This window comes from Micromonospora sp. HB375 (genome assembly GCF_017872985.1).
Classification (GTDB): domain Bacteria; phylum Actinomycetota; class Actinomycetes; order Mycobacteriales; family Micromonosporaceae; genus Micromonospora; species Micromonospora chalcea.
Window position 1 is genome coordinate 1,618,718 of the sequence record NZ_JAGGJO010000001.1, and the last position, 24,595, is coordinate 1,643,312.

The 24,595-nt window shown below is 73.8% G+C and carries 27 protein-coding genes; 13 read left to right on the top strand and 14 right to left on the bottom strand.

The window, feature by feature from the left end:
• Positions 1 to 57: 57 nt before the first annotated feature.
• Positions 58 to 318, bottom strand: a complete 261-nt coding sequence (locus J3R08_RS07755) for a hypothetical protein (protein ID WP_030503017.1) — start codon at positions 316 to 318, stop codon at positions 58 to 60.
• A 155-nt stretch (positions 319 to 473) separates the two neighbouring features.
• On the opposite strand from J3R08_RS07755, the gene J3R08_RS07760 reads away from it, so the two are divergent.
• A complete protein-coding gene (locus J3R08_RS07760) occupies positions 474 to 749 on the top strand; it encodes an isoamylase early set domain-containing protein (RefSeq protein WP_043325634.1) in 276 nt (91 codons plus the stop codon).
• 8 nt (positions 750 to 757) lie between these two features.
• Here the strand turns inward: J3R08_RS07760 and msrB are convergent, their stop codons facing one another.
• Positions 758 to 1,168, bottom strand: a complete 411-nt coding sequence (msrB, locus tag J3R08_RS07765; protein WP_030503019.1) for a peptide-methionine (R)-S-oxide reductase MsrB — start codon at positions 1,166 to 1,168, stop codon at positions 758 to 760.
• 47 nt (positions 1,169 to 1,215) lie between these two features.
• On the opposite strand from msrB, the gene ligD reads away from it, so the two are divergent.
• Complete coding sequence (ligD, locus tag J3R08_RS07770) at positions 1,216 to 2,241, top strand: non-homologous end-joining DNA ligase (RefSeq protein WP_209960502.1); 1,026 nt, start codon at positions 1,216 to 1,218, stop codon at positions 2,239 to 2,241.
• Positions 2,242 to 2,253: 12 nt separating this feature from the next.
• On the opposite strand, the gene J3R08_RS07775 is transcribed toward ligD, so the two are convergent.
• The 3 genes from J3R08_RS07775 to J3R08_RS07785 are packed head-to-tail and all read right to left on the bottom strand — an operon-like array spanning position 2,254 to position 3,007.
• Positions 2,254 to 2,505, bottom strand: coding sequence for a hypothetical protein (locus J3R08_RS07775; protein WP_209960504.1), 252 nt, complete (start codon positions 2,503 to 2,505; stop codon positions 2,254 to 2,256).
• On the bottom strand, positions 2,493 to 2,756 hold the full coding sequence (locus J3R08_RS07780; protein WP_104114385.1) for a DivIVA domain-containing protein: 264 nt from the start codon (positions 2,754 to 2,756) through the stop codon (positions 2,493 to 2,495). The genes J3R08_RS07775 and J3R08_RS07780 overlap by 13 nt, the downstream gene beginning before the upstream one ends.
• Complete coding sequence (locus tag J3R08_RS07785; protein WP_209960507.1) at positions 2,753 to 3,007, bottom strand: hypothetical protein; 255 nt, start codon at positions 3,005 to 3,007, stop codon at positions 2,753 to 2,755. Before J3R08_RS07785 ends, J3R08_RS07780 begins: the two co-directional genes overlap by 4 nt.
• Before the next feature lie 202 nt (positions 3,008 to 3,209).
• Between J3R08_RS07785 and J3R08_RS07790 the strand changes: the two genes are divergently transcribed.
• The 7 genes from J3R08_RS07790 to J3R08_RS07820 all read left to right on the top strand — a co-directional run bounded on the left by J3R08_RS07790 (position 3,210) and on the right by J3R08_RS07820 (position 13,052).
• A complete protein-coding gene (locus J3R08_RS07790) occupies positions 3,210 to 4,091 on the top strand; it encodes a helix-turn-helix transcriptional regulator (protein ID WP_209960509.1) in 882 nt (293 codons plus the stop codon).
• Positions 4,092 to 4,095: 4 nt separating this feature from the next.
• Positions 4,096 to 4,278: a DUF397 domain-containing protein gene (locus tag J3R08_RS07795; RefSeq protein ID WP_209964041.1), complete on the top strand. Its 183-nt coding sequence runs from the start codon at positions 4,096 to 4,098 to the stop codon at positions 4,276 to 4,278.
• Between the two features lie 146 nt (positions 4,279 to 4,424).
• Positions 4,425 to 5,126, top strand: a complete 702-nt coding sequence (locus J3R08_RS07800) for a hypothetical protein (protein WP_209960511.1) — start codon at positions 4,425 to 4,427, stop codon at positions 5,124 to 5,126.
• Between the two features lie 298 nt (positions 5,127 to 5,424).
• Complete coding sequence (locus tag J3R08_RS07805) at positions 5,425 to 8,610, top strand: FtsX-like permease family protein (protein WP_209960513.1); 3,186 nt, start codon at positions 5,425 to 5,427, stop codon at positions 8,608 to 8,610.
• The gene (locus J3R08_RS07810) at positions 8,607 to 11,336 is read left to right on the top strand and encodes an FtsX-like permease family protein (protein WP_209960516.1); all 2,730 of its coding nucleotides are present in this window, start codon (positions 8,607 to 8,609) and stop codon (positions 11,334 to 11,336) included. Before J3R08_RS07805 ends, J3R08_RS07810 begins: the two co-directional genes overlap by 4 nt.
• A 1-nt stretch (position 11,337) precedes the next feature.
• Positions 11,338 to 12,327 (top strand): ABC transporter ATP-binding protein, encoded by a 990-nt coding sequence (locus tag J3R08_RS07815; protein WP_064447169.1) that lies wholly within the window; start codon positions 11,338 to 11,340, stop codon positions 12,325 to 12,327.
• Positions 12,327 to 13,052, top strand: a complete 726-nt coding sequence (locus J3R08_RS07820) for an ABC transporter ATP-binding protein (RefSeq protein ID WP_030503025.1) — start codon at positions 12,327 to 12,329, stop codon at positions 13,050 to 13,052. Before J3R08_RS07815 ends, J3R08_RS07820 begins: the two co-directional genes overlap by 1 nt.
• A 67-nt stretch (positions 13,053 to 13,119) precedes the next feature.
• Here the strand turns inward: J3R08_RS07820 and J3R08_RS07825 are convergent, their stop codons facing one another.
• Both J3R08_RS07825 and J3R08_RS07830 read right to left on the bottom strand, forming a co-directional pair.
• Positions 13,120 to 13,572 (bottom strand): GNAT family N-acetyltransferase, encoded by a 453-nt coding sequence (locus J3R08_RS07825; protein WP_069089391.1) that lies wholly within the window; start codon positions 13,570 to 13,572, stop codon positions 13,120 to 13,122.
• Between the two features lie 123 nt (positions 13,573 to 13,695).
• On the bottom strand, positions 13,696 to 14,844 hold the full coding sequence (locus J3R08_RS07830; RefSeq protein ID WP_064447170.1) for a helix-turn-helix domain-containing protein: 1,149 nt from the start codon (positions 14,842 to 14,844) through the stop codon (positions 13,696 to 13,698).
• A gap of 163 nt (positions 14,845 to 15,007) precedes the next feature.
• Here J3R08_RS07830 and J3R08_RS07835 point away from each other — a divergent pair, with 163 nt between their 5' ends.
• The gene (locus tag J3R08_RS07835) at positions 15,008 to 16,282 is read left to right on the top strand and encodes a YncE family protein (RefSeq protein ID WP_140946375.1); all 1,275 of its coding nucleotides are present in this window, start codon (positions 15,008 to 15,010) and stop codon (positions 16,280 to 16,282) included.
• Between the two features lie 51 nt (positions 16,283 to 16,333).
• On the opposite strand, the gene J3R08_RS07840 is transcribed toward J3R08_RS07835, so the two are convergent.
• A complete protein-coding gene (locus J3R08_RS07840) occupies positions 16,334 to 17,923 on the bottom strand; it encodes an alpha/beta hydrolase (protein WP_307849373.1) in 1,590 nt (529 codons plus the stop codon).
• A gap of 34 nt (positions 17,924 to 17,957) precedes the next feature.
• Positions 17,958 to 19,070: an ATP-dependent DNA ligase gene (locus J3R08_RS07845; RefSeq protein WP_209960520.1), complete on the bottom strand. Its 1,113-nt coding sequence runs from the start codon at positions 19,068 to 19,070 to the stop codon at positions 17,958 to 17,960.
• 136 nt (positions 19,071 to 19,206) lie between these two features.
• Between J3R08_RS07845 and J3R08_RS07850 the strand changes: the two genes are divergently transcribed.
• Both J3R08_RS07850 and J3R08_RS07855 read left to right on the top strand, forming a co-directional pair.
• Complete coding sequence (locus tag J3R08_RS07850; protein WP_069089394.1) at positions 19,207 to 19,419, top strand: hypothetical protein; 213 nt, start codon at positions 19,207 to 19,209, stop codon at positions 19,417 to 19,419.
• A 268-nt stretch (positions 19,420 to 19,687) separates the two neighbouring features.
• Positions 19,688 to 20,110, top strand: a complete 423-nt coding sequence (locus J3R08_RS07855; protein ID WP_209960521.1) for an SRPBCC family protein — start codon at positions 19,688 to 19,690, stop codon at positions 20,108 to 20,110.
• Here the strand turns inward: J3R08_RS07855 and J3R08_RS07860 are convergent.
• Positions 20,085 to 20,573: an N-acetyltransferase gene (locus J3R08_RS07860; RefSeq protein ID WP_209960523.1), complete on the bottom strand. Its 489-nt coding sequence runs from the start codon at positions 20,571 to 20,573 to the stop codon at positions 20,085 to 20,087. The genes J3R08_RS07855 and J3R08_RS07860 overlap by 26 nt on opposite strands.
• Positions 20,574 to 20,628: 55 nt before the next feature.
• On the opposite strand from J3R08_RS07860, the gene J3R08_RS07865 reads away from it, so the two are divergent.
• On the top strand, positions 20,629 to 21,150 hold the full coding sequence (locus J3R08_RS07865) for a DUF1990 family protein (protein WP_209964044.1): 522 nt from the start codon (positions 20,629 to 20,631) through the stop codon (positions 21,148 to 21,150).
• Between the two features lie 4 nt (positions 21,151 to 21,154).
• Here the strand turns inward: J3R08_RS07865 and J3R08_RS07870 are convergent, their stop codons facing one another.
• The 4 genes from J3R08_RS07870 to J3R08_RS07885 all read right to left on the bottom strand — a co-directional run bounded on the left by J3R08_RS07870 (position 21,155) and on the right by J3R08_RS07885 (position 24,559).
• Positions 21,155 to 22,069 (bottom strand): DNA-3-methyladenine glycosylase, encoded by a 915-nt coding sequence (locus J3R08_RS07870; RefSeq protein ID WP_064447174.1) that lies wholly within the window; start codon positions 22,067 to 22,069, stop codon positions 21,155 to 21,157.
• Between the two features lie 147 nt (positions 22,070 to 22,216).
• Complete coding sequence (locus J3R08_RS07875) at positions 22,217 to 22,876, bottom strand: hypothetical protein (protein ID WP_064447175.1); 660 nt, start codon at positions 22,874 to 22,876, stop codon at positions 22,217 to 22,219.
• A gap of 205 nt (positions 22,877 to 23,081) precedes the next feature.
• Positions 23,082 to 23,864: an anti-sigma factor gene (locus tag J3R08_RS07880; protein ID WP_030503037.1), complete on the bottom strand. Its 783-nt coding sequence runs from the start codon at positions 23,862 to 23,864 to the stop codon at positions 23,082 to 23,084.
• Positions 23,861 to 24,559: a sigma-70 family RNA polymerase sigma factor gene (locus J3R08_RS07885; protein WP_030503038.1), complete on the bottom strand. Its 699-nt coding sequence runs from the start codon at positions 24,557 to 24,559 to the stop codon at positions 23,861 to 23,863. Before J3R08_RS07885 ends, J3R08_RS07880 begins: the two co-directional genes overlap by 4 nt.
• Between the last annotated feature and the right edge of the window lie 36 nt (positions 24,560 to 24,595).

Below are 24,595 nucleotides of genomic sequence, written 5' to 3' on the forward strand. Positions count from 1 at the left end.
AGGCGGCGCCCCGCGGTCCGGCCGGGCCGGGTGCGGGACGGCCGGGGAGCGCCCGCGTCAGGCGGGGCGGGCGCCGACCGCGTCGCGTACCTCGGCGCCCTGCTCGCCCTCGACGGCGCGGGCGCAGTGGGCGCAGCAGAAGAAGCGGCCGGAGACCTCGACGCCGTGGCCGACGATCTTGATCTGGCAGTGCTCGCAGATCGGCGCCATCTTGTGCACCGCGCACTCGAAGCAGTCGAACGTGTGCCGCGACCCGTCGACCGTGCGCACCTCGAACGCCATCCAGTAGTCGTTACCGCAAACCTCGCAGGTTGCCATGCGAAACCCCCCGAAAACGGACCTGTCATCCGAGAGTCGCGCAGACGACACCATCGAGCAACCGGAACCGGCGAACCTGATCCGGCCCTACGGCGAGTCGCTCCCGGCGTGTCGAGCGTTGACTCCGGTGACCGCCGAAAATCCCCGGAGGATTCGTGATCAAGCGCAACAAGCTCTTCGGCAACCAGACCCGGGTGACGTTCTCGCTGCCCCGGGACACCCCGCCCGGCACGGTGAGCGTGGTCGGCTGCTTCAACGGCTGGGAGCCCGGCCGGCACGAGCTGGTGCCGCGCCGCGACGGCACCCGTACCGTGACGGTCCGGTTGAAGCCGGGGGAGTACCGCTTCCGTTACCTGGCCACCGGCGGCGTGTGGCTGGACGACGAGGCCGCCGACCGGGTGGACGAGGCCGGCGGCCTGCTGCGGCTGTGACGCCGCCGTCAGCCGGCGCTGGGCTCCAGCCGCACCGAGATCGAGTTGACGCAGTGCCGGGTGTCCTTCGGGGTGAAGCCCTCACCCTCGAAGACGTGCCCGAGGTGGCTGTCGCAGCGCGCGCAGCGGATCTCGATCCGGCGCATCCCGAGCGTGTTGTCCGGGATCTCCTTGACCGCGCCCGGGATGGCGTCGTCGAAGCTCGGCCACCCGCAGTGCGAGTCGAACTTGTCCTCGCTGCGGAACAGTTCCAGCCCGCAGGCCCGGCAGTGGTAGACGCCGGGGGTCTTGGTGTCGACGTACTCACCGGTCCAGGGCGCCTCGGTGCCGGCCTCGCGGAGCACCCGGAACTCCTCGGGGCTCAGCCGCACGCGCCATTCGTCCTCGGTACGGGGCAGTTCGTTGTCGGAAAGACTCACCCCTTCACGGTACGTCGGCTGTCGGTGGCATCGCATATGGTCGCGTGATGGCGGGCAAGGGCACGGTCGAAGAGATCGAGGTAGCCGGGCACACGGTGCGGTTGAGCAGCCCCGACCGGGTGATCTTCCCCCAGCGGGGCTTCACCAAGGCCGACGTCTTCCGCTACTACCTGGCCGTCGGCGACGGGATCATGCGCGCCCTGCGTGACCGGCCGACCACGCTCCAGCGCTTCCCCGACGGCATCGAGGGGGAGATGTTCTTCCAGAAGCGGGTGCCGCAGCGGGGCGTACCCCCGTGGGTCCGCACCGCGCGGATCGCCTTCCCCAGCGGCCGCCCGGCCGACGAGCTGTGCCCCGCCGACCTGGCGCACGTGGCCTGGGCGGCGCAGATGGGCACCGTCGTGTTCCACCCGTGGCCGGTGCGCGCCGCCGACACCGACCGCCCCGACGAGCTGCGCGTCGACCTCGACCCGCAGCCCGGCACCGACTTCGCCGACGCGGTGACCGCCGCCGGTGAGCTACGCGCCCTGCTCGACGAGCTGGGCGTGCCCGGCTGGCCGAAGACCTCCGGCGGCCGGGGCGTGCACGTCTACCTGCGCATCCAGCCGCGCTGGACGTTCGTGGAGGTCCGCCGCGCCACCATCGCGCTGGCCCGCGAGCTGGAACGACGCCGCCCCGAGCTGGTCACCACCGCCTGGTGGAAGGAGGAACGGGGCGAACGGGTCTTCGTCGACTTCAACCAGATGGCGCGGGACCGCACAATCGCCTGCGCGTACTCGCTGCGCGCCAACGCGCGCGCCACCGTCTCCACCCCGGTCGACTGGGACGAACTACCCCAGGTAGACCCGGACGACTTCCACCTGGGCACGGTGCCGGCCCGGTTCGCCGAGCGCGGCGACCCGCACGCCGGCATCGACGACGCCCCGTGGGACATCACGCCGCTGCTGGAGTGGGCCGAGCGGGACGCGGCGGACGGGCTGGGCGACATGCCGTACCCGCCGGAATACCCGAAGATGCCCGGCGAGCCGAAGCGGGTCCAGCCGTCCAAGGACCGCGACCGCCCCCGCCCCTGACGCCCGCCGCGCTCACGCCGCGCACGGGCCGTCATGGTCGTTGAGGTGGCCGCACCGGCCGGCGCCGTCGAGCCGGGCGTCGCACCAGACCCGGGTACGCACGAACTGGCTGTCCTCCTCGCTCAGCGTGGTCTCGCCGAAGTCGATGACCGTGACGTGGCCGAGCGAGTCGCGCAGCGTCACCGCGAGGGCAGCCGCCTCGTCGGCGCTGGTCAGCTTGGTGGGCAGGTGGATGATCCAGCGCTGTGCCGTCATCGGGGCCATCCGCCCGGCGGGGCGTCCGGGTCGCGGAGACGGCAGGCGCGATGCTGGGACTGCCACTGCCGCAGCGCCTGGCGGACGCGCTCGGCCTCGGTCCGCGTGGTGACCAGCTCACGGCTCAGGCGTTCGAGTTCGTCGGCCACCCGGTCGAGGTGGTCGCGCACCTGGGTCGGGTCGAGGCCGCGCCAGCGCCGGTCGAAGTAGGCGGCCCGGACGTGGTGCGGGAGCAGGCGTTCCCCGGTCACGTAGATCACCGCACGGGCGCCGTCTGCTCGGCGACGAGCGCGCGGATCTGCCGGTCGGTGAGCCCGCGCTGGTCGAGCACCCGCCGGCCCCAGCGGTGCAGCCGGCACGGGTGGGGCGCCCGGTCGTTGCGACAGCGCGGTCCCTCGGGCCACTGCTCGGGGGCGTGCACGGTGATCGCCCGGACCGCGAAGGTGACATCCTCGGCGGTGATGTAGGGCGGAAGTGGAATGTCGCCGAGGATACGATCGATCGAGTCCATGACTCTCCCTTGTGGATATACGTCAGGTGCGGGGACGGATGCCGGGATGAGGTTCGGGGAAAGGCATCCGTCCCCGCGAAACCCGCCGCGTCCCCGGCGGGCACCACAATGGTCAATTCCCCTCTGGCCCGGGACAATCTTTCGCGGCAGAATGCAGACCAAGGGATGAGGTGCCTTACGCGACAACACCAAAGGAGATGACGTGGACGACTCGGGAAGCACCGTCCCGCGTAGGCAGCTCGGCAGATATCTGAGAGAACTTCGCGAAGGCGCGCACGTCACGGTGACAGCGGCGGCCAAGGAGCTGGAATGGTCGGCGCCCCGGATCTGGCGTTACGAAACGGGCCAGGTGCCGATGCACCCGAACGACGTGGAAGCCATGTGCCGCGTTTACGGCGCGTCGCGAGAAACCATCGAAACCATGCGCTCTCTGGCCCGGGAAACCAAGGCGCACGGCTGGTGGCACAGCTACGGGGAGGCAGTAGAGGATTGGTTCAAGCTTTACGTGGGTCTGGAATCTGCGGCGACCAAGATCCGCAAGTATGAGGCTGATCTGATCCCAGGGCTCTTGCAGACGGTCGAGTACATGCGCGAACTGATCGCGGCAGACCAACCTGGCTTGTCGGAGGCCGAGCGTCAGGCGAAAATCGATGTTCGGTTGCGTCGGCAGCGACTGTTGGCGCGGGCGGTACCGCGAGCCCCCTATCTCGACGTGATCCTCAGCGAGGCAGTGTTGCGTCGGCCGCTGCGGGACCGCGTGGCGATGGGGCGGCAGTTGGACGCGCTTGTGGTAAACGGGCGGCGACACAACATCAGCGTTCGAGTCCTCCCCCTGCAGGCGGGCCTGTCGCGATGGGCGTCCACCGGTACCTTCACGATGCTCGACTTCCCAACGGAGGTGCGGGCACCGGAGCCGACCACGATCTACATGGATGGCCCTTGCGGCGCCGTTTACCTTGACAAGCCACACGAGATCCAGATTTACGAAGAAGCGTGGCGCTCGCTCATGGAGCGAGCACTCGATGCGGATGAATCCCGTGAGTTCATCGGGGCGATAGCGAAGGAGATTGTCGATGGAACGTGACGGAGTGTGGCGCAAGTCGTCTCGGTCCGGCAGTAATGGCGACTGCGTCGAGGTGGCCGGGTTCGCCGACGCGGTCGGCGTGCGGGACACCAAGGATCGGCAGGGGCCGGCGCTGAGCTTCGACCCGAGGGCCTGGGCCCGATTCGTCGGGGCGGTTCGCGGGGGACGGTGGAACGAACGGGCCTGAGCCGTGACGCGGGTGATGCCGAAGTACCAGCGTCACCCGCGGTTCGGCAGGCGATCTTTCTTGTCTCGTCCTGTCGGTTTTCTTACATCAACGAGGGCTAATCGGCTGGCTTGTTTCTCATCGTCTCTGCCCAAGACTCGGGTGTCATGGATGAAGAACTCGGTAAGGCGGCCGTCGGTATCCTGGTTGCTGCGCTGGGGGGCACCGCGAGCGCCGGTCTGCAAGCGGCAGCTAAGAAACTGCACTCGCGGATTCACGCTCAGCTCCTGGATGTCGACAGCGATGAAATATTTGAGCGGTGGGCAGGGGATCCGAGGAACGTCGACCGGCAGGGCGACCTTGCTGCGGCAATCGGGTTTCTGGCCCGGGACTACCCCGACTTCGAAAGAAAACTGCGAGAGTTGATTGAGGAGGCCAGGGCCCTCTCGATCGTGCACGAGGGCAACGCCGTGCTCGGTGACCAGGTGAGCAGCGTGGTTACGGCCAGCGGTAAGTCCAGCGTCATGAGCGGGAATTTTCACGGCGATGCCCAGATCGGCGACAGGGTTAGCAAATCGAACAATTTCAAGTTCGGTGGCGGAGTCCTCCTCGTCGGCCTGCTCGCGATTTTCTTGTTCTACATTGCCGGACAGTTCTCATCCGGGGGTGAGATCACCCAGGACTCCACCTGTCAGGAGTTCCTTGAGGCGCCTTCGGAAGAGGCGCTGCGAGGATTGCGGAAAGTGGGCACGGAACTCGGCGTTAGGACTGGCAGCCCGCTGGCGCCACCGGCTATCTCCTACGCCTGCAGCGGAGACCCCGATGCTCGTTTGGGGGACGTGGTGCTTCGTTACAAGGGGCAGTTCTGACGCCCGCTGACGCCCGCTGACGCCCGCTGACGCATGAGCATCGCCGCCCCGGGCCTCGGCTTGACGAGGCTTCGGGGCGGCGATGCTCATGCGTCGCATCCCCGTTGGTAGGGCGGGTTCGGGTACCGCCTGTCGCGGGTGGGGACCGGTCACGGCGTAGCACGTCGTACGAATGCTCCCCGTGTCTCGGAGCGGCGAGCCGGAGCCCGATAACGATCATGTAACGGGCGCGAACCTTTTCGTGGGTGTCACTGCTCTCTCTCGGCATCGGCCCGCCGGGGCCAGGAGAGGACGTCGGATGAAGCTGGTGTGGAGGCGGGCGGTAGAGGCCCGTGGGCTGCTGCTCGCCGCCGCTGTCGCGGCACTCGTCGCGGTCGCTTTGGTCACCGGGCTCTCCGACTACAACCGCCGGGCGGTGGACGCGGGCGCCCGGGCGGTGCTCGACGCCGCCCCGGCGGAGGAGCGCAGCCTGCTGATCAGCGGCTCCGGCGGGGCGGACGCCGCCGCGTACGCGGAGCGGGACCGGGCGGTACGGGCACAGTTCGCGAACGGGCTGGGCGGGGCGCCGGTCACGGTGGCCGGGATCCGCTCCGGCACCGGGCGGGAGCTGACCGGTGACGTGGGCGCCGCCCGCACCGACGACGACCCGATGTTCGCCAACCTGGCCACGCTCGACGACCTGCCCGCGCACGCCGAGCTGACCGCCGGGGCGTGGCCGGTGCCCGGCAGCAACCCGCTGCAGGTGACGCTGCCGGAGAAGGTGGCCGCGCAACTGGGCCTGGAGGTCGGCGAGCGGGTGCCGCTGTACGACCGGGGCGCGGAGCGGGCCAGCACGGTGGTGGTGGCCGGCACGTGGCGGCCCCGGGACGCGGCCGAGGCGTACTGGCGGCTCGCCCCGGGGGTGGGGGAGAGCCAGGGCGACGCGGAGGTCACCTCGTACGGGCCGTTCGCGCTCGACCCGGCCGACTTCGCCCGTACCTTCCCCGGCTCGACCTCGGCGGCCTGGCTGGTGGACCCCGACCTGGTGGCCGTCGAGCCGGCCCGGTTGCCGGCCGTGACCACAGCGCTGAACGAGATCACCGAGAAGCTGCCCGAGGCCACCGGCCTGGGCTCCTCGACGCAGCAGGTCAGCCACCTGGACCGGCTGGTGGACCGGCTCGGCCGGGCCGACCTGGTGGGCCGCTCCGCGCTGCTCACCCCGCTGCTGCTGATCGTCGTGCTCGGCGGGTACGCGCTGGTGCTGGTGGCCGCGCTGCTCAACGAGGACCGGCGGGCGCAGACCGCGCTGCTGCGGGCCCGGGGCGCCGCGCGTCGGCAGATCGCCGGATTCGCCGTACGCGAGGCCACGCTCGTGGTGGCGCCGGCGCTGCTGCTGGCTCCGGCGCTGACCGGGCAGGCGGTCCGGTATCTCGGCGCGGACCTGCGGCTGGCCGACGGCGATCTGGCCCGGGTCTGGGTGGTCGCGGTGGGCGCGGCGGTCGGCTGCCTGCTCGCCATGGTGCTGCCGGCGTTGCGCCGGGCCGGCACCTACGTCGCCGACATGGCGGCCCGGTCCCGCCCGTCCCGCAGCGCCGCCGTGCAGCGCGCCAGCGTGGACGTGGTGCTGGTGGCGCTCGCTGTGCTCGCGTGGACCCAGCTGCGGCAGTACTCCTCGCCGCTCGCCGGCGCGAACGGCAACCTCGGCATCGACCCGCTGCTGGCCGCCGCGCCCACGATCGGCGTGCTGGCCGGCGCGGTGATCGCGCTGCGGCTGCTGCCGCCGACCACCCGGCTCGCGGAACGTTTCGTCGACCGCCGGCCGTGGAACGCCACCATGTTCGGCATGTGGCAGGCGGGTCGCCGCCCGCACGCCGGCCCGGTGCTGCTGCTCGCGCTCGCCGTCGGCGGCAGCACGCTCGCGTGGTCGCTCGTCGCCTCCTGGGAACGCTCGCAGCGCGACCAGTCGCAGCACACCGTCGGCACGGACCTGCGGCTGACCGAACGGGACGGCACCGCCCCGGCCGACCGGGCCGCCCAGCTGGCCGCGGTGCCCGGGATCGACCGGGTGCTGCCCGCCTGGCGTGACGACGTGCGCCTGGGCCGCGAGGCCCGGCCGGCGACGGTGGTGGCCCTGGACGCCGCCGCCGCGAAGGGGATGATCCGGCTCGACGACGCCGACGGCGGGGCGTCCACCGGTGCCCTGCTGGACCGGCTCGCGCGCGGCCGGGGCGCGCCGGTCGGCGGTGTCCTGCCGGCCGGGGCGAAGACGTTCTCCGGCATTGTCCGCACCCCGGTGGAGAGCATGTACGACCGGCCGCGCGTCGCCGTGACCGCGCTGTTCGCCACCGACGCCGGGGCCACGTGGCGGGTCCGGCTGGCCGAGGCCGGCGGCGAGGGACGGCCGGTGCGCTTCTCCGTGCCGCTGCCCGACACCGGCGGCGCCCCGCTGCGGCTGGCCGGTTTCGAGGCCGACGGCGGTGACGCCACCGGCAACTCGTACCGGCTGCTGCTCAGCGACCTGCGGCTCACCGACGGCGGCGGCGCGGCGCTGCCGTTGCCGGTGGAGGGGGCGTGGCGGGTGATCGACCCGGGCAGCGGGCCGCGCCGGGACGCCCGGGCCACCCCCACCGAGGTGGACGCGACGCAGGGCTTCGACGTGCCCGCGGGGCTGTTGCAGTTTGCCCGGGTGCCGTCGTCCCGGTTCGCCGTGGTGCCCATGGCCGAGGACCCGCCGGTGCCGGTGCTGATCACACCGGGGGTCGCCGCCGCGCTGAGCGTGCAGACCGGTGACACCGTCAAGCTGTCGGTCTCCGAGGTGACGATCGAGGCCACGGTGGTCGGCCAGGTCGCCGCGATCCCCGGCACCGCTGGCGACGGCGTGCTGCTGGACCTGCCCACCGCCGGTACCCAGTTGCTGGAACGCAGCGGAGGCATACGGCCGGTGGCCGAGTGGTGGCTGCGTACCACGCCGGGTGGGCACGCCGCCGCGACCGAGGCCCTCGCCGCTGTCGGCGGCACGGTGCTGCTGGACCGGCAGCGCGTGGCGGAGGAGGCCGCGGGGGACCCGTACTGGCAGGGCGCCCGCACCGGGCTGCTCGCCGCCGCGCTCGGGTCGGTGCTGCTGGCGCTGGTCGGCCTGGCGGTCGACGTGTGGGCCACCACCCGGCGGCGGCTCACCGAACTGGCCGTGTTCAACACGCTCGGCGCGAACACCCGGCTGCTGGCCCGCGCCTACCTCGCCGAGCAGGGTTTCCTGGCCGCGATCGGAGTCGGCGTCGGGCTGCTGGTCGGCGCCCTCGTCGCGGCCACCATGGTGCCGCTTGTGATCCTCACCCCGGCCGCCGGCCGGCCGGTGCCCGAGGCGGTCTTCACAGTGCCCTGGGTGCCGATCGGGGCGACCGCCGCCGGGCTGCTGCTCGCCGCGCTCGCCTTCGCCGCCGTCATCACCACCGGCATCCGCCAGCGGGTCGCCGCCGCGCAGCTCCGGATCGGAGGAGAACGATGAGCCTTCCTGGTGCCGCGCGCCGGGTCCGCGCATACGGGGGGCAGTTCCTGCTGCTCGCCGTCCTGACCCTGGTGACCGCGCTGTTGATCACGGGCGTGCCCCGGGTCGCCGACCGGCTGACCGGGCAGGGGCTCACCGAGTACGTGGCCGGTCAGCCGGTGGCCCGCCGGGACCTCACGTACAGCACCGCGCCGGACGTCGTGCCCGCCTCGGAGCAGCCCGTCGCCGCCAGCCGGGGGACCCTGCTCGCGGCGATCGAGGAGAAGATGCCCGCCGAGGTGCGCGACACGATCGGCGAGCGCTGGTTCGCGGCGCAGACCGTCCCGGGGCGACTGCGCGGTCCGACGCTCAGCGACGACAAGGGGCTGATCGACCTGCACCTGCGCGCCGGCACCGGCATCCGGGAGGCGGCCACCCTGGTCGACGGGCGGTGGCCGGAACGCGGCGTCACCCCGGCCGGCGCGATCGAGGTGACGCTCGCCGAGACGATCGCCACCACGCTGGGCGTCGCGGCCGGCGACCGGTTCCGTCTCTCGCTGCTGGACGCCGACAACAACGTGCTCAACTCCCGCCCGGTCGACCTGGTCGGCGTGTGGCGGCCGAACGACCCGGCCGGCGGTGTCTGGGACACGCTGCCGTCGATGCTGAAGCTCAGCCCGCCGGAAGGCGACGGCCAACCGTTCGTGGGCGTCGCGTACACCGCCGACGCGGGTCTGAACTCGATCACCGCCGGGGAATGGCCGGTGGCCTTCGGCTGGCGGTACCGGATCGCACCGGACCGGCTCGAACCGGGCCGCCTCGACGCGCTGATCGCCGGCGTCGACGGGCTGGACCGGGCCCTGCCCACCGAGGTCAAGGTGACCCTCAGCCAGGGCGTGGACATCCCGCTGCGGCGCTTCGCCGACTCGCTCGCCGCCGCGCGTACCCTGCTCGCGGTCATCGCCGCCGGGCTGCTCGCCACGCTGGCCGGGCTGACGCTGCTGGCCGCCCGGCTGGCCGCGAACCGACGCCGCGCCGAGTTCCACCTGATCCGGGCCCGCGGTGGCTCGACCGGTGACGTGCTGCGCCGCGGTCTGGCCGAGTCGCTGCTGGTGCTGCCGGCCGCGGCCGGGATCGGCTGGCTGCTCGGCGGGTTGCTGCCCGGCGCCGGGTCGCCGTGGCTCTGGGTGCTGATCGCCGGGCTGCTGGCCACGCTGCTGCCGCCACTCGCCGCGCTTGCGGTCGGCCGACGCGCCGGTGGCCGCTCCGACCTCGGCGGCCGGTCGCCCGCCGTCCGGCTCACCGTCGAGGTGGCGGTGCTCGGGCTGGCCGTGCTCGGCGCGTTCCTGCTGCGCCGCCGCGGGCTCACCGCCGGTTCGGTGGATCCGCTGCTGGTGTCCGTGCCGGTGCTGCTGGCGATCGCGGCGGCGCTGGTGGCGCTGCGCGCGTACCCCTGGCCCTTGCGGCTGCTCAGCCGCGTCGCGGCCCGGGCGCGCGGCAGCGTCGCGTTCCTCGGCGCCGCCCGCGCGGGCCGGGCCGCGAGCACCGGGCCGCTGGTCGTGGTGGTGCTGGCCGTCGCCACCGCCGCGTTCTGCGGCGTGGTGGCGACCGGCATCGAGAGCGGCCGGGACACCGCCGCCGCCCAGGCCGTGCCGGGTGACCTGCTGGTACGCGGGGAGCGCTTCGCGCCGGACACCGCCGGGAAACTGGCTGAGCTGCCCGGGGTACGCGCTGTCGCGCCGCTGCTCACGGTGCCGGCCGAGCGGCCGTACGCCGACCGCGCCGGACGCCCCGCGCCGGTCACCGAGCTGCGCGTGGTGCTCGTGGACGGCGAGCGGTTCGCCGAGGTGGCCAGTGCGGCAGGCGTACCGGTGAGCGTGCCCGACCCGGTGCGGGCCCGCGCCGACGGGAGCACGCCGCTGCCGGCGCTGGTGTCCCCGGCGGTCGCCGACGAGCTGGCCGACGCCGGGCTCGCCGACGCCCAGGGGGACCGGCCCGCCTGGCTGGACGTGCAGGGCAACCGGCTGCCGGTGCGCACCGCCGCCACTGTCGACGAGTTCGCGCTCGTCGGCGACGGCGTGGCGCGGTTCGTGGTGCTGCCGTGGCCGGCGTTGCCGGCGGACGCGCCGCACCAGCTCGCGCCCACCGGGTTCGTGCTGGCCGGCGCGGGCGTGGACGCCGCCGAGGTGGACCGGGTCGCGCGTGAGGGGCAGAACCGCTACCTGCGCATCGGCGGGGTCGGCACCGGGGACAAGGCCCGCGCGCCGGAGGTCACCACCCGTTCGGCCGTCCGCGCGGACCTGGGCGGCACCGGCGTGAACGGCCTGCTGGTGTTCGGTTTCGCGCTCGGTGCCGGGGGCGGCGCCGTGCTGGGGCTGCTCGGGCTCGCGCTCGCGGTGCTCGCCGGGGCCCGCTCGCGCGGGCAGGTGCTGTCCCGGCTGCGCACCATGGGCCTGTCCCGCCGGCAGTGGCGCGGCATGCTGATGGTCGAGCTGACCCCGCTGGTGCTGGTGTCGGTGCTCACCGGGGCGGTGGTCGGCGCGTTGCTGCCGTTGCTGCTCACGCCGGTGCTCGGGCTGCCCGCCTTCACCGGCGGCGTGGACGTACGCCCGCAGTTCGAACCCGGCCTGGTCGCCGGGGTGTCGGTCCTGGCCATGCTGGCCCTCGGCTTCGCGATCACCGTGGAGGCCGTGAACAACCGCCGGATGCGCCTCGGCGAGGTGCTGCGGCTCGGAGAGGAGAGCTGAGATGACCGCGACCGCCGAGACGTCCGTACCGGACCTGGCGTCCCTGCAGCAACGCGCGGCCGAACGGGCCGCGCAACGGGCCGGAGGGCGGGACCGGCTGCGCGGGCACATCGTCTGCGACGGCCTGGTACGCATCTTCAAGACCGAGGGCGTCGAGGTCGTCGCCCTGCAGGGCCTCGACCTGGTCATCGACCGGGGTGAGCTGGTCGCGATCGTCGGGGCCTCCGGCTCCGGCAAGTCGACCCTGCTGAACATCCTGTCCGGCCTGGACACCCCGACCGCCGGCATCGCCCGGGTCGCCGACTACGACCTGCTGTCGCTGTCGAACAAGCGGCGGCTGGCGTACCGGCGGGAGGTGGTCGGCTTCATCTGGCAGCAGACCGGCCGCAACCTGCTGCCGTACCTGACCGCGTTGGAGAACGTGGAGCTGCCGATGAAGCTGGCCGGGCGGGCCGGCGGGCGGCGCAAGCGGCGGGAACGGGCCCGCGAGCTGCTGGACATGGTCGGCGTCGGCTACTGCGCGGACCGCCGTCCGGGCCAGATGAGCGGCGGCGAGCAGCAGCGCTGCGCGGTCGCCGTGGCGGTCGCGAACGACCCGGAGATCCTCTTCGCCGACGAACCCACGGGTGAGCTGGACGAGGCCACCGGCGCGGAGGTGTTCGCCGCGCTGCGCACCATCAACGCCGAGCTGGGGGTCACCATCGTGGTGGTCACCCACGACCACGCCGTGGCCGGCCAGGTCCGCCGTACCGTCGCGATCCGCGACGGCCGGACCGCCTCCGAGGTACGCCGGACCGCGCGCGTCACCGCCGACGGCGGCACCGAGATGGTCAGCGAGGAGTACGCGGTGCTGGACCGCACCGGCCGGATGCAGCTGCCGGCGCAGTTCGTGGAGGCGTTGTCGCTGCGTGACCGGGTCCGCCTCAATCTGGAACCCGATCACGTCGAGGTGCGCCCCGGTGACCGGACGCACGCCGAGGAGAGTGAGTGATGACCGACCAGACAGTGGTGCTGCCGGCGGTGCCGGGGACGGCAGTCGAGGACGTGGTCCGGGTCGAGGGGGTGAGCCGCACCTTCGGCAAGGGGGAGCACGCCGTGCACGCCGTACGGGACGTCTCGTTCACCGCGCGGCGCGGCGAGCTGGTGGCGGTGCGGGGTCGCTCCGGCGCCGGCAAGACCACGCTGCTGAACCTGGTCGGCGGCCTGGACCGCCCGGACGCCGGCCTGATCCGGGTGGCCGGGCACGAGGTCACCGCCGCGGGCGAGCGGGAGCTGCTGGCGTTGCGGCGGGGCACGATCGGGTTCGTGTTCCAGACGTTCGGCCTGGTGCCGATCCTGTCCGCGGCGGAGAACGTCGGGGTGCCGTTGCGGCTGGCCAAGGTGCCGGCGGCCGAGCGGGAGCAGCGGGTGGCGGTGCTGCTGGAGCTGGTCGGGCTGGGCGGGCACGCGGCGCAGCGCCCGTACGAGCTGTCCGGCGGGCAGCAGCAGCGGGTGGCGGTGGCCCGGGCGCTGGCGAACGAGCCGGACCTGCTGATCGCCGACGAGCCGACCGGCCAGCTCGACTCCGAGACCGGCCGCTCGATCATGGACCTGCTCCGCGCGGTGGTGCACGCGCGGGGGATGACCGCGCTCGTGGCCACGCACGATCCGGCGCTGATCGAGATGGCCGACCGGACGCTGACGCTGCGCGACGGCCGGCTGGCGCCGGAGGACTGACCCGGGTGACCGGGCCGCGCGCCTTCGGGTGGCGGCCCGGTGCCGGGTCGCGGCGGTCGCGGCCCGGTCAGAGCGCCAGCTTCATGCCCTCGTGGCTGGCCACGAAGCCCAGGTCGCGGTAGAACCGGTGCGCGTCGGCGCGCTGCTTGTCGGTGGTGAGCTGCACCAGCGCGCAGCCGCGCTCCCGGGCCCGGTCGATCGCCCAGCGCATCATCGTCCCGCCCAGCCCACGGCCGCGCCGGTCGGAGCGGACCCGCACCGACTCGATCAGGCACCGCTCGGCGCCGTGCCGGCCCAGCCCGGGGATGTAGGTGAGCTGGAAGCAGCCGACCAGCTCCCCGCCGTCGTCGGCGACGATCAGCTCGTTGCGCGGATCGGCGTCGAGGTCGGCGAAGGCCCGCTCGTACGCCGCGTCCACCTCGGGCAGGTCACGGGTACGCCCCAGCACGTCGTCGGCGAGCAGCGCGAGCACGGCCGGCAGGTCGGCGCGGACCGCCTCCCGGAAGATCACCTCGGTCATCCGGCCAGCCTGGCACAGTGCCGTGCGCCGGCGTGGCCCGGGCGGCGTCCGGACGGGTCGTCCGGTCGTGTCGCTCGTCCGGCCGCGTCGCCGGGGCGCGGCGTCCGGTTGCGCCGTCCGGGGTCAGCCGCCGTCCAGCCAGCTGCGCAACGCCCACCACCAGTGCACGGTCTCCGGCACCGTGCACCGCGCTCCCTCCTCGACCGGCGGCCCGCCGGTCAGCTCCCGCAGCCGCCGCAGCCGGTAGCGCACCGTGTTCGGGTGTACGTGCAGCGCGGCGGCGGTCTGGTCCAGCCGCTGGCCGTGGTGCAGCCAGGCGAGCGCGGTGCCGGCGAGGTCCCGGTGGAAGTCGTCGGCCGGGTCGAGCGCGCCGAGCAGCGTGCCGCGCAGCAGCTCGGCCAGGACCGGCTGGGCGGCCAGCGCGGTCTCCCCGGCCAGGTCGGTGACCTGACGCAGGCCGCGCAGCCGCCGGTGCGCCGCCGTGGCCAGCGCCGCCAGGCAGAGCGCGTACATGGCCGGTGCCCGCGCCAGCGGCTGTGCGGGCGTCACCAGCGTCAGCAGGTCGGCCGGTACGGCGTCGGGCGGTCGCGGGAGCAGCCCGGCGAGCCGGTCGTCGACGGTGCCGAGCAGCCCGCCGTGCCGGATGAGCTGCCGGTGCAGCGCGTGCGCGCGTACCGGGTCGGGTGGCGCGGCGACCAGGCAGTGGTAGCGCCCGTCCGGCCGCAGCCCGAACCGGGTCAGCTCGGCCGGTGGCAGGCCCGCCGGGCCGTCGCGCAGCAGCCGCCGCAGCAGGTGCGCCCGGGCCGCCGCGCCGGTGCGGAGCAGGTCCCGTTCGGCGGCCCGATGCCCGTCGACCACTGCCCGCTCCACCGCCGCGGCGTACCGGCCGATGGTGAGCAGCCCCTCCAGCAGCACCTCGTCCGGGATGCCGGCGGCCCGGCCGTGCCGGACCACCAGCTCCACCGCGCGGTCCCGCCCGGCCTGCACCCCGCGCAGCAGCCCGGCCACCGTGACGCCCTGCGCGGCCCGGTCCGCGCCCAGCCGGCGTGCCTCGGCGAAGTCCCGTCCGGCCGGGTCCTCGTGGCGTTCCAGCGCGCCGAGGCCACTGGTCAGCAGCAGGACGACCTGGCGGCGTACCTCGTCGGCGGGCAGCCGGGCCACCTCGGGGGAGTTCACGCGGGCCGCCCGCGCCACCTCGTCGACGGCGGCCGGGTCGGCGGACAGGTCGCGCAGCAGCGTGCCGAACGTGGGGACGTTCCCGGTCCGGGTCACGCCGCCTCCCGTTGTCGTCGCGGCACAACCGGGTCGCGCGGGCGTTGGCGTCCGGTCCCTAGCCCCGGTAGCCGGCCGGTTGCTCTCCTGGTTGTTACCGCAAGGTAACACCGTTCGCGCCACTGAGAAACGTCGATGTCGTACCGGCTGCCAGGAGGCGTCCATGACCCCCGTGCCACTCCGCCCGCCCCGACCCCGCCGCCGCGCCGCGCTCGCCGTGCTGGCCGCGCTCGCCCTCGTCGCCCCGGCCCCGCTGCTGACGGCGCCCGCGCCGGCCGCCGCCGCGGTCCCGCTCCAGGAGGTGATGTTCGTCGGCAACAACTGGGACGGCACCGCCGACGTCATCCGGTCCCGTGGTGACTACGCCAAGCTCGGCCGGATCAACGTCATCCCGGACCGCGCCGCGCGGCTGCGCGAGATCTACCTCAACCCGATCAAACTGGCGTACTTCCTCGGCATCCGGCAGGGCCCGGGGGAGGGCCACGACCAGTTCGTCGACGACATGTACACCACCCCCGACGGCAGCGCGGTGGTGGTGTCCCGGCCCAGCTTCGCCGACGTCGTCTCGATCGACCTGGCCACCGGCGCGCTGCGCTGGCGGTTCCCGGTCTCCGGCTACCGCTCCGACCACATGGCCGTGTCACCCGACGGCACGCGCGTCGCGGTCTCCGCCTCCACCTCCAACACCGTGCACGTGCTGGACATCCGCACCGGAACGCAGCTCGGCTCGTTCGGCGCCGGCGACAAGCCGCACGAGAACATCTACACCGACGGCGGCACCCGGCTGTGGAACATGTCCATCGGCGAGGTCAACACCGACCTGGACGCGCCCTGGCTCGACTGGACCAAGGGCGACCGCCGGATCACCGTCGCCGACACCAGCACGTACCAGGTGGTCAAGGTCATCGACATGCGGGACCGTCTCGACGCCGCCGGCCGCCGCGACCTCTCCGACGCGGTCCGCCCGGCCGTGTTCACCCCCGACGGCAGCCGGCTCTACTTCCAGGTGTCCTTCTTCAACGGCGTGGTCGAGTACGACGTGGCAACCGACCGGATCACCCGCGTCGCCACGCTGCCGAAGAACCCGGCCACCAGCGAGGACCGCACCACCTGGGTCAACGACTCTCGGCACCACGGCCTGTCGATGAGCCCCGACGGCGCCCGGATCTGCGTCGCCGGGACCATGGACGACTACGCCACGGTGCTCGACCGGGCCACGCTGCGCGAGGGGCCGCTGGTGCCCGCGAACAAGCCGTACTGGGCCACGGTCAGCGGGGACGGCCGGGACTGCGTGATCTCCGAATCCGGCGCCGACCAGGTCACCGCGATCAACTTCGCGACCGGGCAGAAGGTCGCGAGCGTCCCGGTCGGCGACCACCCCCAGCGCGTCCGGATCGGACACGTGCCGCAGGACTGGACGCCCCCGGCCGCCGGCTGACCGCCGACGTTCGACCGGCCGGCGTCCGGCTCCCGGCCGCCGGCCGGACCGTCACCGGGCGGGGCAGCGCAGCCCCTCCCGGGGGACGGTGAGCGAGATCAGGTACGCGTCGACCGCCGACGTCACGCACGGCGTCTGCGGGTACGCGGTGTGCCCCTCACCCTCCCAGGTGAGCACCCGACCCACGCCCAGCATCGCGGCCAGCGCGGGCGTCTGCTCGTACGGCGTGGCCGGATCACCTGTGGTGCCGACCACCAGGATCGGCGGCGCGCCGTTCGCCCGGCCGGTCGGATACGGGTCCCGCTCGCCGGGCCACTCCACGCAGCCGAGCATCCCCACCGCGAGGGCGGGACCGAACAGCGGGTACTTCTGCCGCCACTGCGACTGCAACTGGCGGACCTGCTCCCGGGTCGGCTTCTCGGTCTCGTCCGCGCAGTTGACCGCCAGGTTCGCGTCGAACAGGTTGGAGTAGTGCCCGTCCGGCTCCCGGCCCGCGTACGAGTCGGCCAGCTTGAACACGCCGTCCGGGTCACCGCCCTGCAACTCGTCGATCGCCCGGGCCAGCTCCTGCCAGCCCTGCTCGGTGTAGAGCGAGGAGATCACCGCGTAGAAGACCCAGCCGGAGGTCGCCTCCCGGCCGTCCTGCCCGCGTACCGGAGAGGTCTTCGCCTTGGCGATCGCGTCGGTGACCGCGCCCCGGGCGTCCGGCGCGATCGGGCAGCGGCCGGCGTTCGCCGCGCACCAGCGGGAGAAGTTGTCGAACGCCCGCTCGAAGCCCTTCGCCTGGCTCTCCGACCCGGCGATCAGCTTCTGCTGCGGGTCGACCGCGCCGTCGAGCACCAGGGCGCGCACACGCTGCGGATAGAGCTGGGCGTAGGTGGCGCCGAGCAGCGTGCCGTAGGAGTAGCCGAGGTACGTCAGCTTGTCGTCGCCGACCGCCGCCCGGACCGCGTCCATGTCGCGGGCCGCCTGCTCGGTGCCGTAGAGCGGAAGCTGGTCGCCGTACTTCGCGCCGCACCGCTCGCCGATGCGCCGGTTGAGGCCGACGAAGCCGTCGAACGACGACTGGCTCTCCGGGTCGGGGTCGTAGCCGAAGCTGGCGTCCAGGTCGGCGTCGGAGATGCACTTGACCGGGCTGGACCGGGCCACCCCGCGCGGGTCGAAGCCGACGATGTCGAACCGGTCGGTGACCGACGTCGGCAGCCCGCCGAACGCCGGACCGAAGGACAGGTAGACGGCGGTGTCCACGCCCGAGGCCCCCGGCCCGCCGGGGTTGACCACCAGCGACCCGATCCGGTCGCGCTGCTTTGTCGAACGGGCCCGGATCAGCGCGATCTCGAACGTCTCTCCCGCGCCCGGCCCGGCGGTCGCGCCGGTGGTTGCCCCGGTGCCCCAGTTACGCGGCACGGCGATGCGGGCGCAGTCGTAGCGCATGTCCGCCGCACCCCGGCCGACCAGCTCGTTCGGCACCTCCGGGCAGGCCCGCCACTGTGGGGCGGTGCCCGGCGGGGCGGCCTCGCCCTCGCTCTCGGCGCGCGGCGCGAACGCCGGCAGCGTGCAGCCGGCGGTGAGCACCACCGCCGCGACGAACGCGGCGAGGGCGGGCCGGAACCGGCGGGTCCGGTCGGGGAAGCCTGTCACGTGGGCGCCTTCCATGATCGTGTCGACCGCCAGGCTACGCCCGGCCGGCCGCGTCACCGACCGTCGCCGCCGGATCGCCGCGCAGCACCTCGTCGACGTCGTAGCGGATCGGGCGGTCGAGCTGGCCGTAGTCGCAGGAGCGCGGATCACGGTCGGGGCGCCAGCGCACGAACCGGGCGGTGTGCCGCAGCCGGTCGCCCTCCATCGCGTCGTACGCCACCTCGACCACCAGCTCGGGACGCAGCGGCTCCCACTCCAGGTTCTTGCCGCCGGTCCACCGGCTCACCCCGCCCGGGATGCGCTGGCCGCGCTCGTGGTCGCCGTGCACCCACGGGTGCTCGCCGCCCACCTCGCGGTAGGGCTCCAGCTCGTCCAGCAGCTCCTTGCGGCGGGCCATGGTGAACGAGGAGCTGACGCCGATGTGGTGCAGCACGCCCTGGTCGTCGTAGAGCCCCAGCAGCAGCGAGCCCACCACCGGGCCGGACTTGTGCCAGCGGAAGCCCGCCACCACCGCGTCCATGGTGCGCGCGTGCTTGACCTTGAACATGAGCCGCTTGCCCGGCTCGTACGGCAGGTCGGCCTGCTTGACGATCAGCCCGTCCAGGCCGGCGCCCTCGAACACCTCGAACCAGCGGCGGGCCGTCTCCGGGTCGGTGGTCACCTGGGTCACGTGCACCGGCGGCCGCACCCCGGACAACGCCTGCTCCAGCCGCTCGCGGCGCCGCGGATAGGGCTGCCCGGTGAGCAACTCGTCGTCGATGGCCAGCAGGTCGAACGCGACGAAGTCGGCCGGGGTGGTCTCGGCCAGCAGCTTCACCCGGGAGGCGGCCGGATGGATCCGCTGGGCCAGCAGCTCGAAGTCGAGCCGGGGGTGCCCGCCCGGCCCGTCCCGGCGGATCACGATCAGCTCGCCGTCGACGGCGCACCGGGGCGGGAGCTGCCGGCGCGCCTGCTCGACCACCTCCGGGAAGTAGCGCGTCATCGACTTGCCGCCCCGGCTGGCCAGCTCGACCTCGTCACCGTCGCGGAACACGATGCAGCGGAAGCCGTCCCACTTCGGCTCGTAGGTCAGGCCGGGATCGGTGGGCAGCTCGGACACGCTCTTGGCCAGCATCGGCTCGACCGGAGGGTTGATCGGCAGGTCCACGGCGACCAGTCAACCAGACCCCACCGACAGTGGTGAGGCAGATCACCCGGGGTGGCCGGGCGGCGTGTCCCGTACCGGTCGCCTTCGTCACCGCCGCCCGGATGGTGAAACCGCAGGTCAGAGCTACCTTCGCGGCGTGCCGGAGTGGAGCTGCGGATGCTGCGGGCGCTGGCGGGTCAGCGTCGAGCTGATCCGTGGCCGCTACCGCTACCGGCTGGCGCACCGCTATCCGGCCGAGCACGGCGGCGGCGCGAACGTCCTCGGCGAGGTCGGCTCGATCACCGAGCTGGAACGCCTGCTGAAGCGCTACGCCCCGGTCACCCTGGCCGACCTCCACGAGGCCGCCTGACCCTCCGCCCGGCGACCCGCTGCCCGCCGGCCGGCGCCGAGCGACGGAATGCCGGCTGCCCCTCCGCCCCGGCATCTCCGCCCCGGCAAGCCGCCGATCTTGGAGTTGTGGTGCCTCGTAAAGTTCGTCAATCGGGCATCCTGGGCACCCTTAGTCCAAGATCGACGAAGCGGGGGCGGGGCGAGGGCGGAGCGGGGCGCGCGCGGGACGGCGGGCGGGTGGAGTGCGGGCGTAGCCTGAGCGGACCGTCCACGGGGGAGGAACGCCGATGCGGTTCGTCGAGTCCGTCGAGATCGCCGCCGACGTCGACCGGGTCTGGGCGGTGCAGAGCGACGTCGAGCGCTGGCCGGAGTGGACGCCCTCGGTCACCGCCGCCCGCCGGCTGGAGCCCGGTCCGCTGGCGCTCGGCTCGACCGCCCGGCTGGAGCAGCCGCGCCTGCCCCCGGCGGTGTGGCGGGTCACCGAGATCGAGCCGCCGTACTCGTTCGTCTGGGAGTCCACGAGCGCCGGCGTGCGCAGCCGGGGTGAGCACCGCCTCGTCGCGCTCGGCGACGGGCGCACCCGGGCCGAGCTGGCCCTGGTGCAGACCGGGCCGCTGGCCGGCCTGATCGGCTTGTTCGCCGGGTCGATGATGCGCCGCTACCTGCGGCAGGAGGCGGACGGGCTCAGGCGCCGCTGCGAGCAGGGCTGACCGTCTTCTCCAGCACGGCGAGGCGGTTGCCGTTCTCGTCCGGCCGGTGTGCCACCACCCGGTAGCCGCGCCGCGCGTACAGGGCCAGGTTCGCCGCGCTGTCCGCGCCGGTGAACAGCGCGAACCGGGTCACCCGGCCCGCGCAGGCGTGCTCGACGGCGTCCAGCAGCCGTCCGCCGACGCCCCGGCCCTGCTGGTCCGGCGCGACCGAGAGGCGGCCCACGTGGGCGGTGTCGCCGTCGACGCGGGCGCGTACCGAGCCGACCAGGCGGGGGCCGCTACGCGCGGCGAGCACCACGTCCGGGCCGGCCAGCGCCGCCCGGACCTCGTCCAGCGTCTCGGTCAGCGGGGGCAGGAACACGTCCCGGTAGCGCTGCGCCTCCACCAGGTACGCGGCGCGCTGCACGGTGAGGATCTCACCGGCGTCGGCGACGTCGGCGGGGGCGATGGTCACGTCGGTCACCGGCTCAGCTCACCACAGCGCTCAGAAGCGGCCGTACGCTGGCGGGGGTGTTCCCATCAGCGTGGAGGTGACCGGCGTGCCCGAGCTGACGTACCCGGAGGTGGGCGCGACCCGCGCCGGCGGCCTGCCGGCCGGCTACCACCACCTGCGCCACCGGGTCCGGCTGCCGGACGGCGGCTTCCCGGTCGCGGCGGACGCGCTGCTGGGTTGGCGGCTGCACCGCGCCGCGGGCGTGGTGATGCGCGCGGACGCGCCGCGCGCGGCGCCCGGGGTACGTGTCACGCCGGGACTGGGCGTCGGCCCGGCGCGGCTGTGGGGCCCGACCGAGGTGGTCTGGGTGGTGGACGAGCCGGACCGGGCCGGGTTCGGCTACGGCACGCTGCCCGGGCACCCGGAGGTCGGTGAGGAGGCGTTCCTGGTCACCCGGGGCGCCGACGGCGTCTGGTTCGAGGTGACCGCGTTCAGTCGCCCCGCCCACTGGTACGTGCGGGCCGGCGGGCCGGTCGTGCTCGGCTTCCAGCGGGCGTACGCCTGGTGGCTGGGCCGGACGCTGCGGCGGCTGTGCCGGCGGCGCTGAGCGGTCAGTAGCGGGCGAAGGAGCGGATCGGGGCGCGCGGGCCGTACTTCGGCGCCTGGATCCCGGCCGCCTCCAGCAGCACGCAGACCCGGCCCCGGTGCCCCCGAAACGGCGCCAGCAGCGCCAGCATCCGGGCGTCGTCACCGCGCGGCTCACCGGCCAGCGCCCAGGCCACCGTGTTCGGCACGTGGTAGTCGCCGACGCTGACCGCGTCCGGGTCGCCGTACGCGATGCGCACCACCTCGGCGGCGGTCCACGGCCCGATGCCGGGGATCGCGGTGAGCCGCCGGGTGGCCTCGGCCGAGTCGGCGCAGCGTTCCAGCCGGTCCGCGACGGCCGCCGCGCGGCGCAGCGTGTCGGCGCGTCGCTGCTCCACGCCGAACGGGTGGAACACCCAGTACGGCGTGGCCGCCACCGCGGCCGGCTCTGGCGGCAGCAGCAGTGGTTGCAGCGGACCCGGGGCGGGTTCGCGGAAGTGCCGCACGGTGGCGGCGTACGCCCGGTACGCCTCCTTGCCGGTGACCTTCTGCTCGAAGACGGCCCGCAGCAGCCGGGGGAAGATCTGGCCGGTGGCGGGCATCCGCAGCCCGTGGTGCGTGTGGGCGAGGCGGGCCACCAGCGGGTGCGCGGCGGCGAGCGCGGCGAACCCGGTCAGGTCGTCGCGCAGTCCGGCGATCCGGTCGGCCCGCTCGACCACCCAGCCGGCGCCGGGGCCGTACCCCTCGGCGGTCAGCTCGCCGGCCTCCGGGCGCAGCGCCAGCGTGGCCGGTCCGTCCGGGGTGCGGGTGGCCCACCAGAACGTGCCGGCGGCGATCCGCGCGCACGGGTCGTACGGGCTGAACGTGAGCGCCCGCACCGACGCGGCCAGCCGGTAGCCGGCCGGGGGGCGCAGCGTGCGGCGGGCGGCGGGCGAGGTCACCCGGCCACTCTGCCACGCGTCCCGGCGGTGACGCCGGACACGCCGAGCCGGGAGGCGGGGCGATGCCGGTGCGCCCCGCCTCCCGGGTTCCCGACGATGACCGGCCGCGCCCTCCCCGGCGGCGACCGGTCACCGTGACCTGGTGCGTCAGTACGAGTAGTCCGACCCGCCGCCGGAGCTGTTCGAGCTGCCCGCCGCGGGCGGCGCGACCGGCTTGGGCGTGCCGGTGGGCAGGCAGGTCAGGTTCTTCTTGCCGTTCGGGTCGACCACGAACCAGGTGCCGCCGACGCCCTGGCCCTTCCACTGGCCCGGCTTCTTGTCGCCGATGTAGCGGTAGACCGGCCAGCCGCCGATGGTGAGCTGCCGGGTGCCGTCCTGGCGGGTGATGGTGCCGACCTTGTCGTCGGAGACGCCACGCAGCTTCGGGTTGCCGTCGGTGAGCGACGGCGGCCAGACCTCGGCGCACTTGTCCACGCAGTTGGACTGCGGCGGGTCGTCGGAGTCCTTGTCGAACCGGTACAGCACCCAGCCGTCCTGGTCGGTGACGACGCGGCCCATCCGGGGCAGCTTCTTGCCGACCAGCTCGTCGGTGATCTTCACGTTGGCCGGGGGCGCCTTGTCCGCGACCGGCTCCTCCTCGGGAGCCGCCGACGCCTCCGGTTCGGCCGCCGCGGTGGGTTCGGCCGCGGCGACGGCGACCGGCTCGGCCGCGCTCGAGTTCGCCCCGTTGTAGCCTGCGGGGGCGCAGGCCGTAAGTGCGACCATCGCGCTCGCGACGATGACGGTCGTCCGCTTGTGGTGTGCCACGTGCCCTCCTCGTTCTTGGCAGTTCGCCGAGTAGTACGGGCGCGGCACTGTCAAGGTTGAAGTCGAAACGGTGGCACATTTCACAGTGGACTGATTGAACCGACAGCCGTTCTGGCGCGTGCGTCAGCACGAGGGGGTCTGCCGGCCCGGACACGACAAGACGGCGCCGGGCGGTCCAGCCGCCCGGCGCCGTCGTCGTACCGGATCAGATGTCGTCCACCGTCACCAGCGGACTCGCCACCCCGTTCGCGTCCACCGACTGCACCTGAAGCTTGTCGATGTCGCGCACCGGGGCGGAGGTGGACGCGGTCAGCTCCAGCGGAAGCTGGTTCTGGTTCGTGCCGTAGCCGCCGGCCGGCACCGACCAGGTGGAGATGACCTCGCTCGTGGCGTTCTTGCGCACCACCACCAGCCGGCAGACACGCGGCCCGGGCAGGCGGCTCAGCTGCACCGAGATCTGCGTGCCGTACTCCTTGCGCGCCAGCCACATCGTGGTCTGCACGCCGGTGCCCGCGTCGGTGGCGTTGTGCTGGTCGCCCTCGATCGGCTTCTCCCCGCCGACGCCCGGGTCGTTCGGGTTGCCCGGCTCGCCGCTCGGCGCCGCGGTCGGCGCGGTCTGCGTCGGCCCGGCCTGCGGCGTCGGCCCCGGCTCGTCGCCGAGCATCCCGGCGGCGACCCCGCTCAGGCCGCCGAACACCACCACTGCCGCCGCTGTCGCCAGCAACTGCCGCACCCGGGTACGACGGCGGTCCCGCCGCACCGCCACCAGCGTCCGGTCCAGCAGCGCCGGATCGGTGTGCGTCTGCTCCAGCGCGGCCATCGCCTCGCCGTCGATGCCGGAGAGCAGCCCCACCACCGGGACCATCGTCTCCAGTTCCGCCGCGCAGGCCCAGCAGGTGGCCAGGTGCTCCTCGAACCGCTCCGCGTCCTCCGCGTCCAGCACGCCGAGCGCGTACGCGGCGACGTCCATGTGGTCGGCCCGGCTCATTCGGTCACCCCCCTCTCCTGCAGAGCCGTGCGCAGCGCGCGCAGCGCGTAGTAGACCCGCGACTTGGCGGTGCCGAGCGGAAGCCCCAGCTCCTCGGCCGCCTCCGGCACGGTGCGCCCCCGGAAGTACGTCGCCACCAGGATCTCCCGGTGCGACTGGCTCAGCGTACGCAGCGCGTCCGCCACCGTCATCGTGCGCAGGACCCGGTCGGTGCTGTCCGCCTCGGCGAACGCGGTCAGATCCCGGTCGTACGTCTCCGGCGGGCGGGCCTGCTCGCTGCGGTGCTCGTCGATGGCGATCCGCCGGGCCACCGTGACCAGCCAGGGACGCAACGAGCCCTGGCCCTGCACGCCGAGCCGGTGCGCGTTGCGCCAGGCCCGCAGCAGCGTCTCCTGCACGATGTCCTCGGCCCGCTGCCGGTCCCCGCCGGTCAGCCGCATCACGAACATCAGCAGCGGGCCGGCGTGCTCGGCGTACAGCAGGCGGATCAGCTGGTCGGAGTGGCTGGCCTCGGCGGAGGTCGCCTGGTGGCGTCCGGGAGCGGGTCGCGGCGGCACCGGGTCATTCTGGCGATCGGCGGGCCGGGCGTCGACCCCCCGGCGGGAACGCGAGGCGCGCGAGTGTGGTTGTGCCCGGGCGAACATCCACTCGGGCCGCGCCACTTCGCCGTGCCAGCCGGCCGCCACCGCATGCATGCAGACCTCCGCTGTCCAATGACATCAGCCGGCCCC

Bases quoted from the DNA above. Each gene is read 5' to 3' on its own strand.
- J3R08_RS07880 (WP_030503037.1), bottom strand. From the start codon at position 23,864: ATGAGCCGGGCCGACCACATGGACGTCGCCGCGTACGCGCTCGGCGTG.
- J3R08_RS07820 (WP_030503025.1), top strand. From the start codon at position 12,327: ATGACCGACCAGACAGTGGTGCTGCCGGCGGTGCCGGGGACGGCAGTC.
- J3R08_RS07825 (WP_069089391.1), bottom strand. From the start codon at position 13,572: ATGACCGAGGTGATCTTCCGGGAGGCGGTCCGCGCCGACCTGCCGGCC.
- J3R08_RS07885 (WP_030503038.1), bottom strand. From the start codon at position 24,559: ATGCATGCGGTGGCGGCCGGCTGGCACGGCGAAGTGGCGCGGCCCGAG.
- J3R08_RS07815 (WP_064447169.1), top strand. From the start codon at position 11,338: ATGACCGCGACCGCCGAGACGTCCGTACCGGACCTGGCGTCCCTGCAG.
- J3R08_RS07800 (WP_209960511.1), top strand. From the start codon at position 4,425: ATGGATGAAGAACTCGGTAAGGCGGCCGTCGGTATCCTGGTTGCTGCG.
- J3R08_RS07835 (WP_140946375.1), top strand. From the start codon at position 15,008: ATGACCCCCGTGCCACTCCGCCCGCCCCGACCCCGCCGCCGCGCCGCG.
- J3R08_RS07805 (WP_209960513.1), top strand. From the start codon at position 5,425: ATGAAGCTGGTGTGGAGGCGGGCGGTAGAGGCCCGTGGGCTGCTGCTC.
- J3R08_RS07755 (WP_030503017.1), bottom strand. From the start codon at position 318: ATGGCAACCTGCGAGGTTTGCGGTAACGACTACTGGATGGCGTTCGAG.
- ligD (WP_209960502.1), top strand. From the start codon at position 1,216: ATGGCGGGCAAGGGCACGGTCGAAGAGATCGAGGTAGCCGGGCACACG.
- J3R08_RS07855 (WP_209960521.1), top strand. From the start codon at position 19,688: ATGCGGTTCGTCGAGTCCGTCGAGATCGCCGCCGACGTCGACCGGGTC.
- J3R08_RS07775 (WP_209960504.1), bottom strand. From the start codon at position 2,505: ATGGCCCCGATGACGGCACAGCGCTGGATCATCCACCTGCCCACCAAG.
- J3R08_RS07785 (WP_209960507.1), bottom strand. From the start codon at position 3,007: ATGGACTCGATCGATCGTATCCTCGGCGACATTCCACTTCCGCCCTAC.
- J3R08_RS07810 (WP_209960516.1), top strand. From the start codon at position 8,607: ATGAGCCTTCCTGGTGCCGCGCGCCGGGTCCGCGCATACGGGGGGCAG.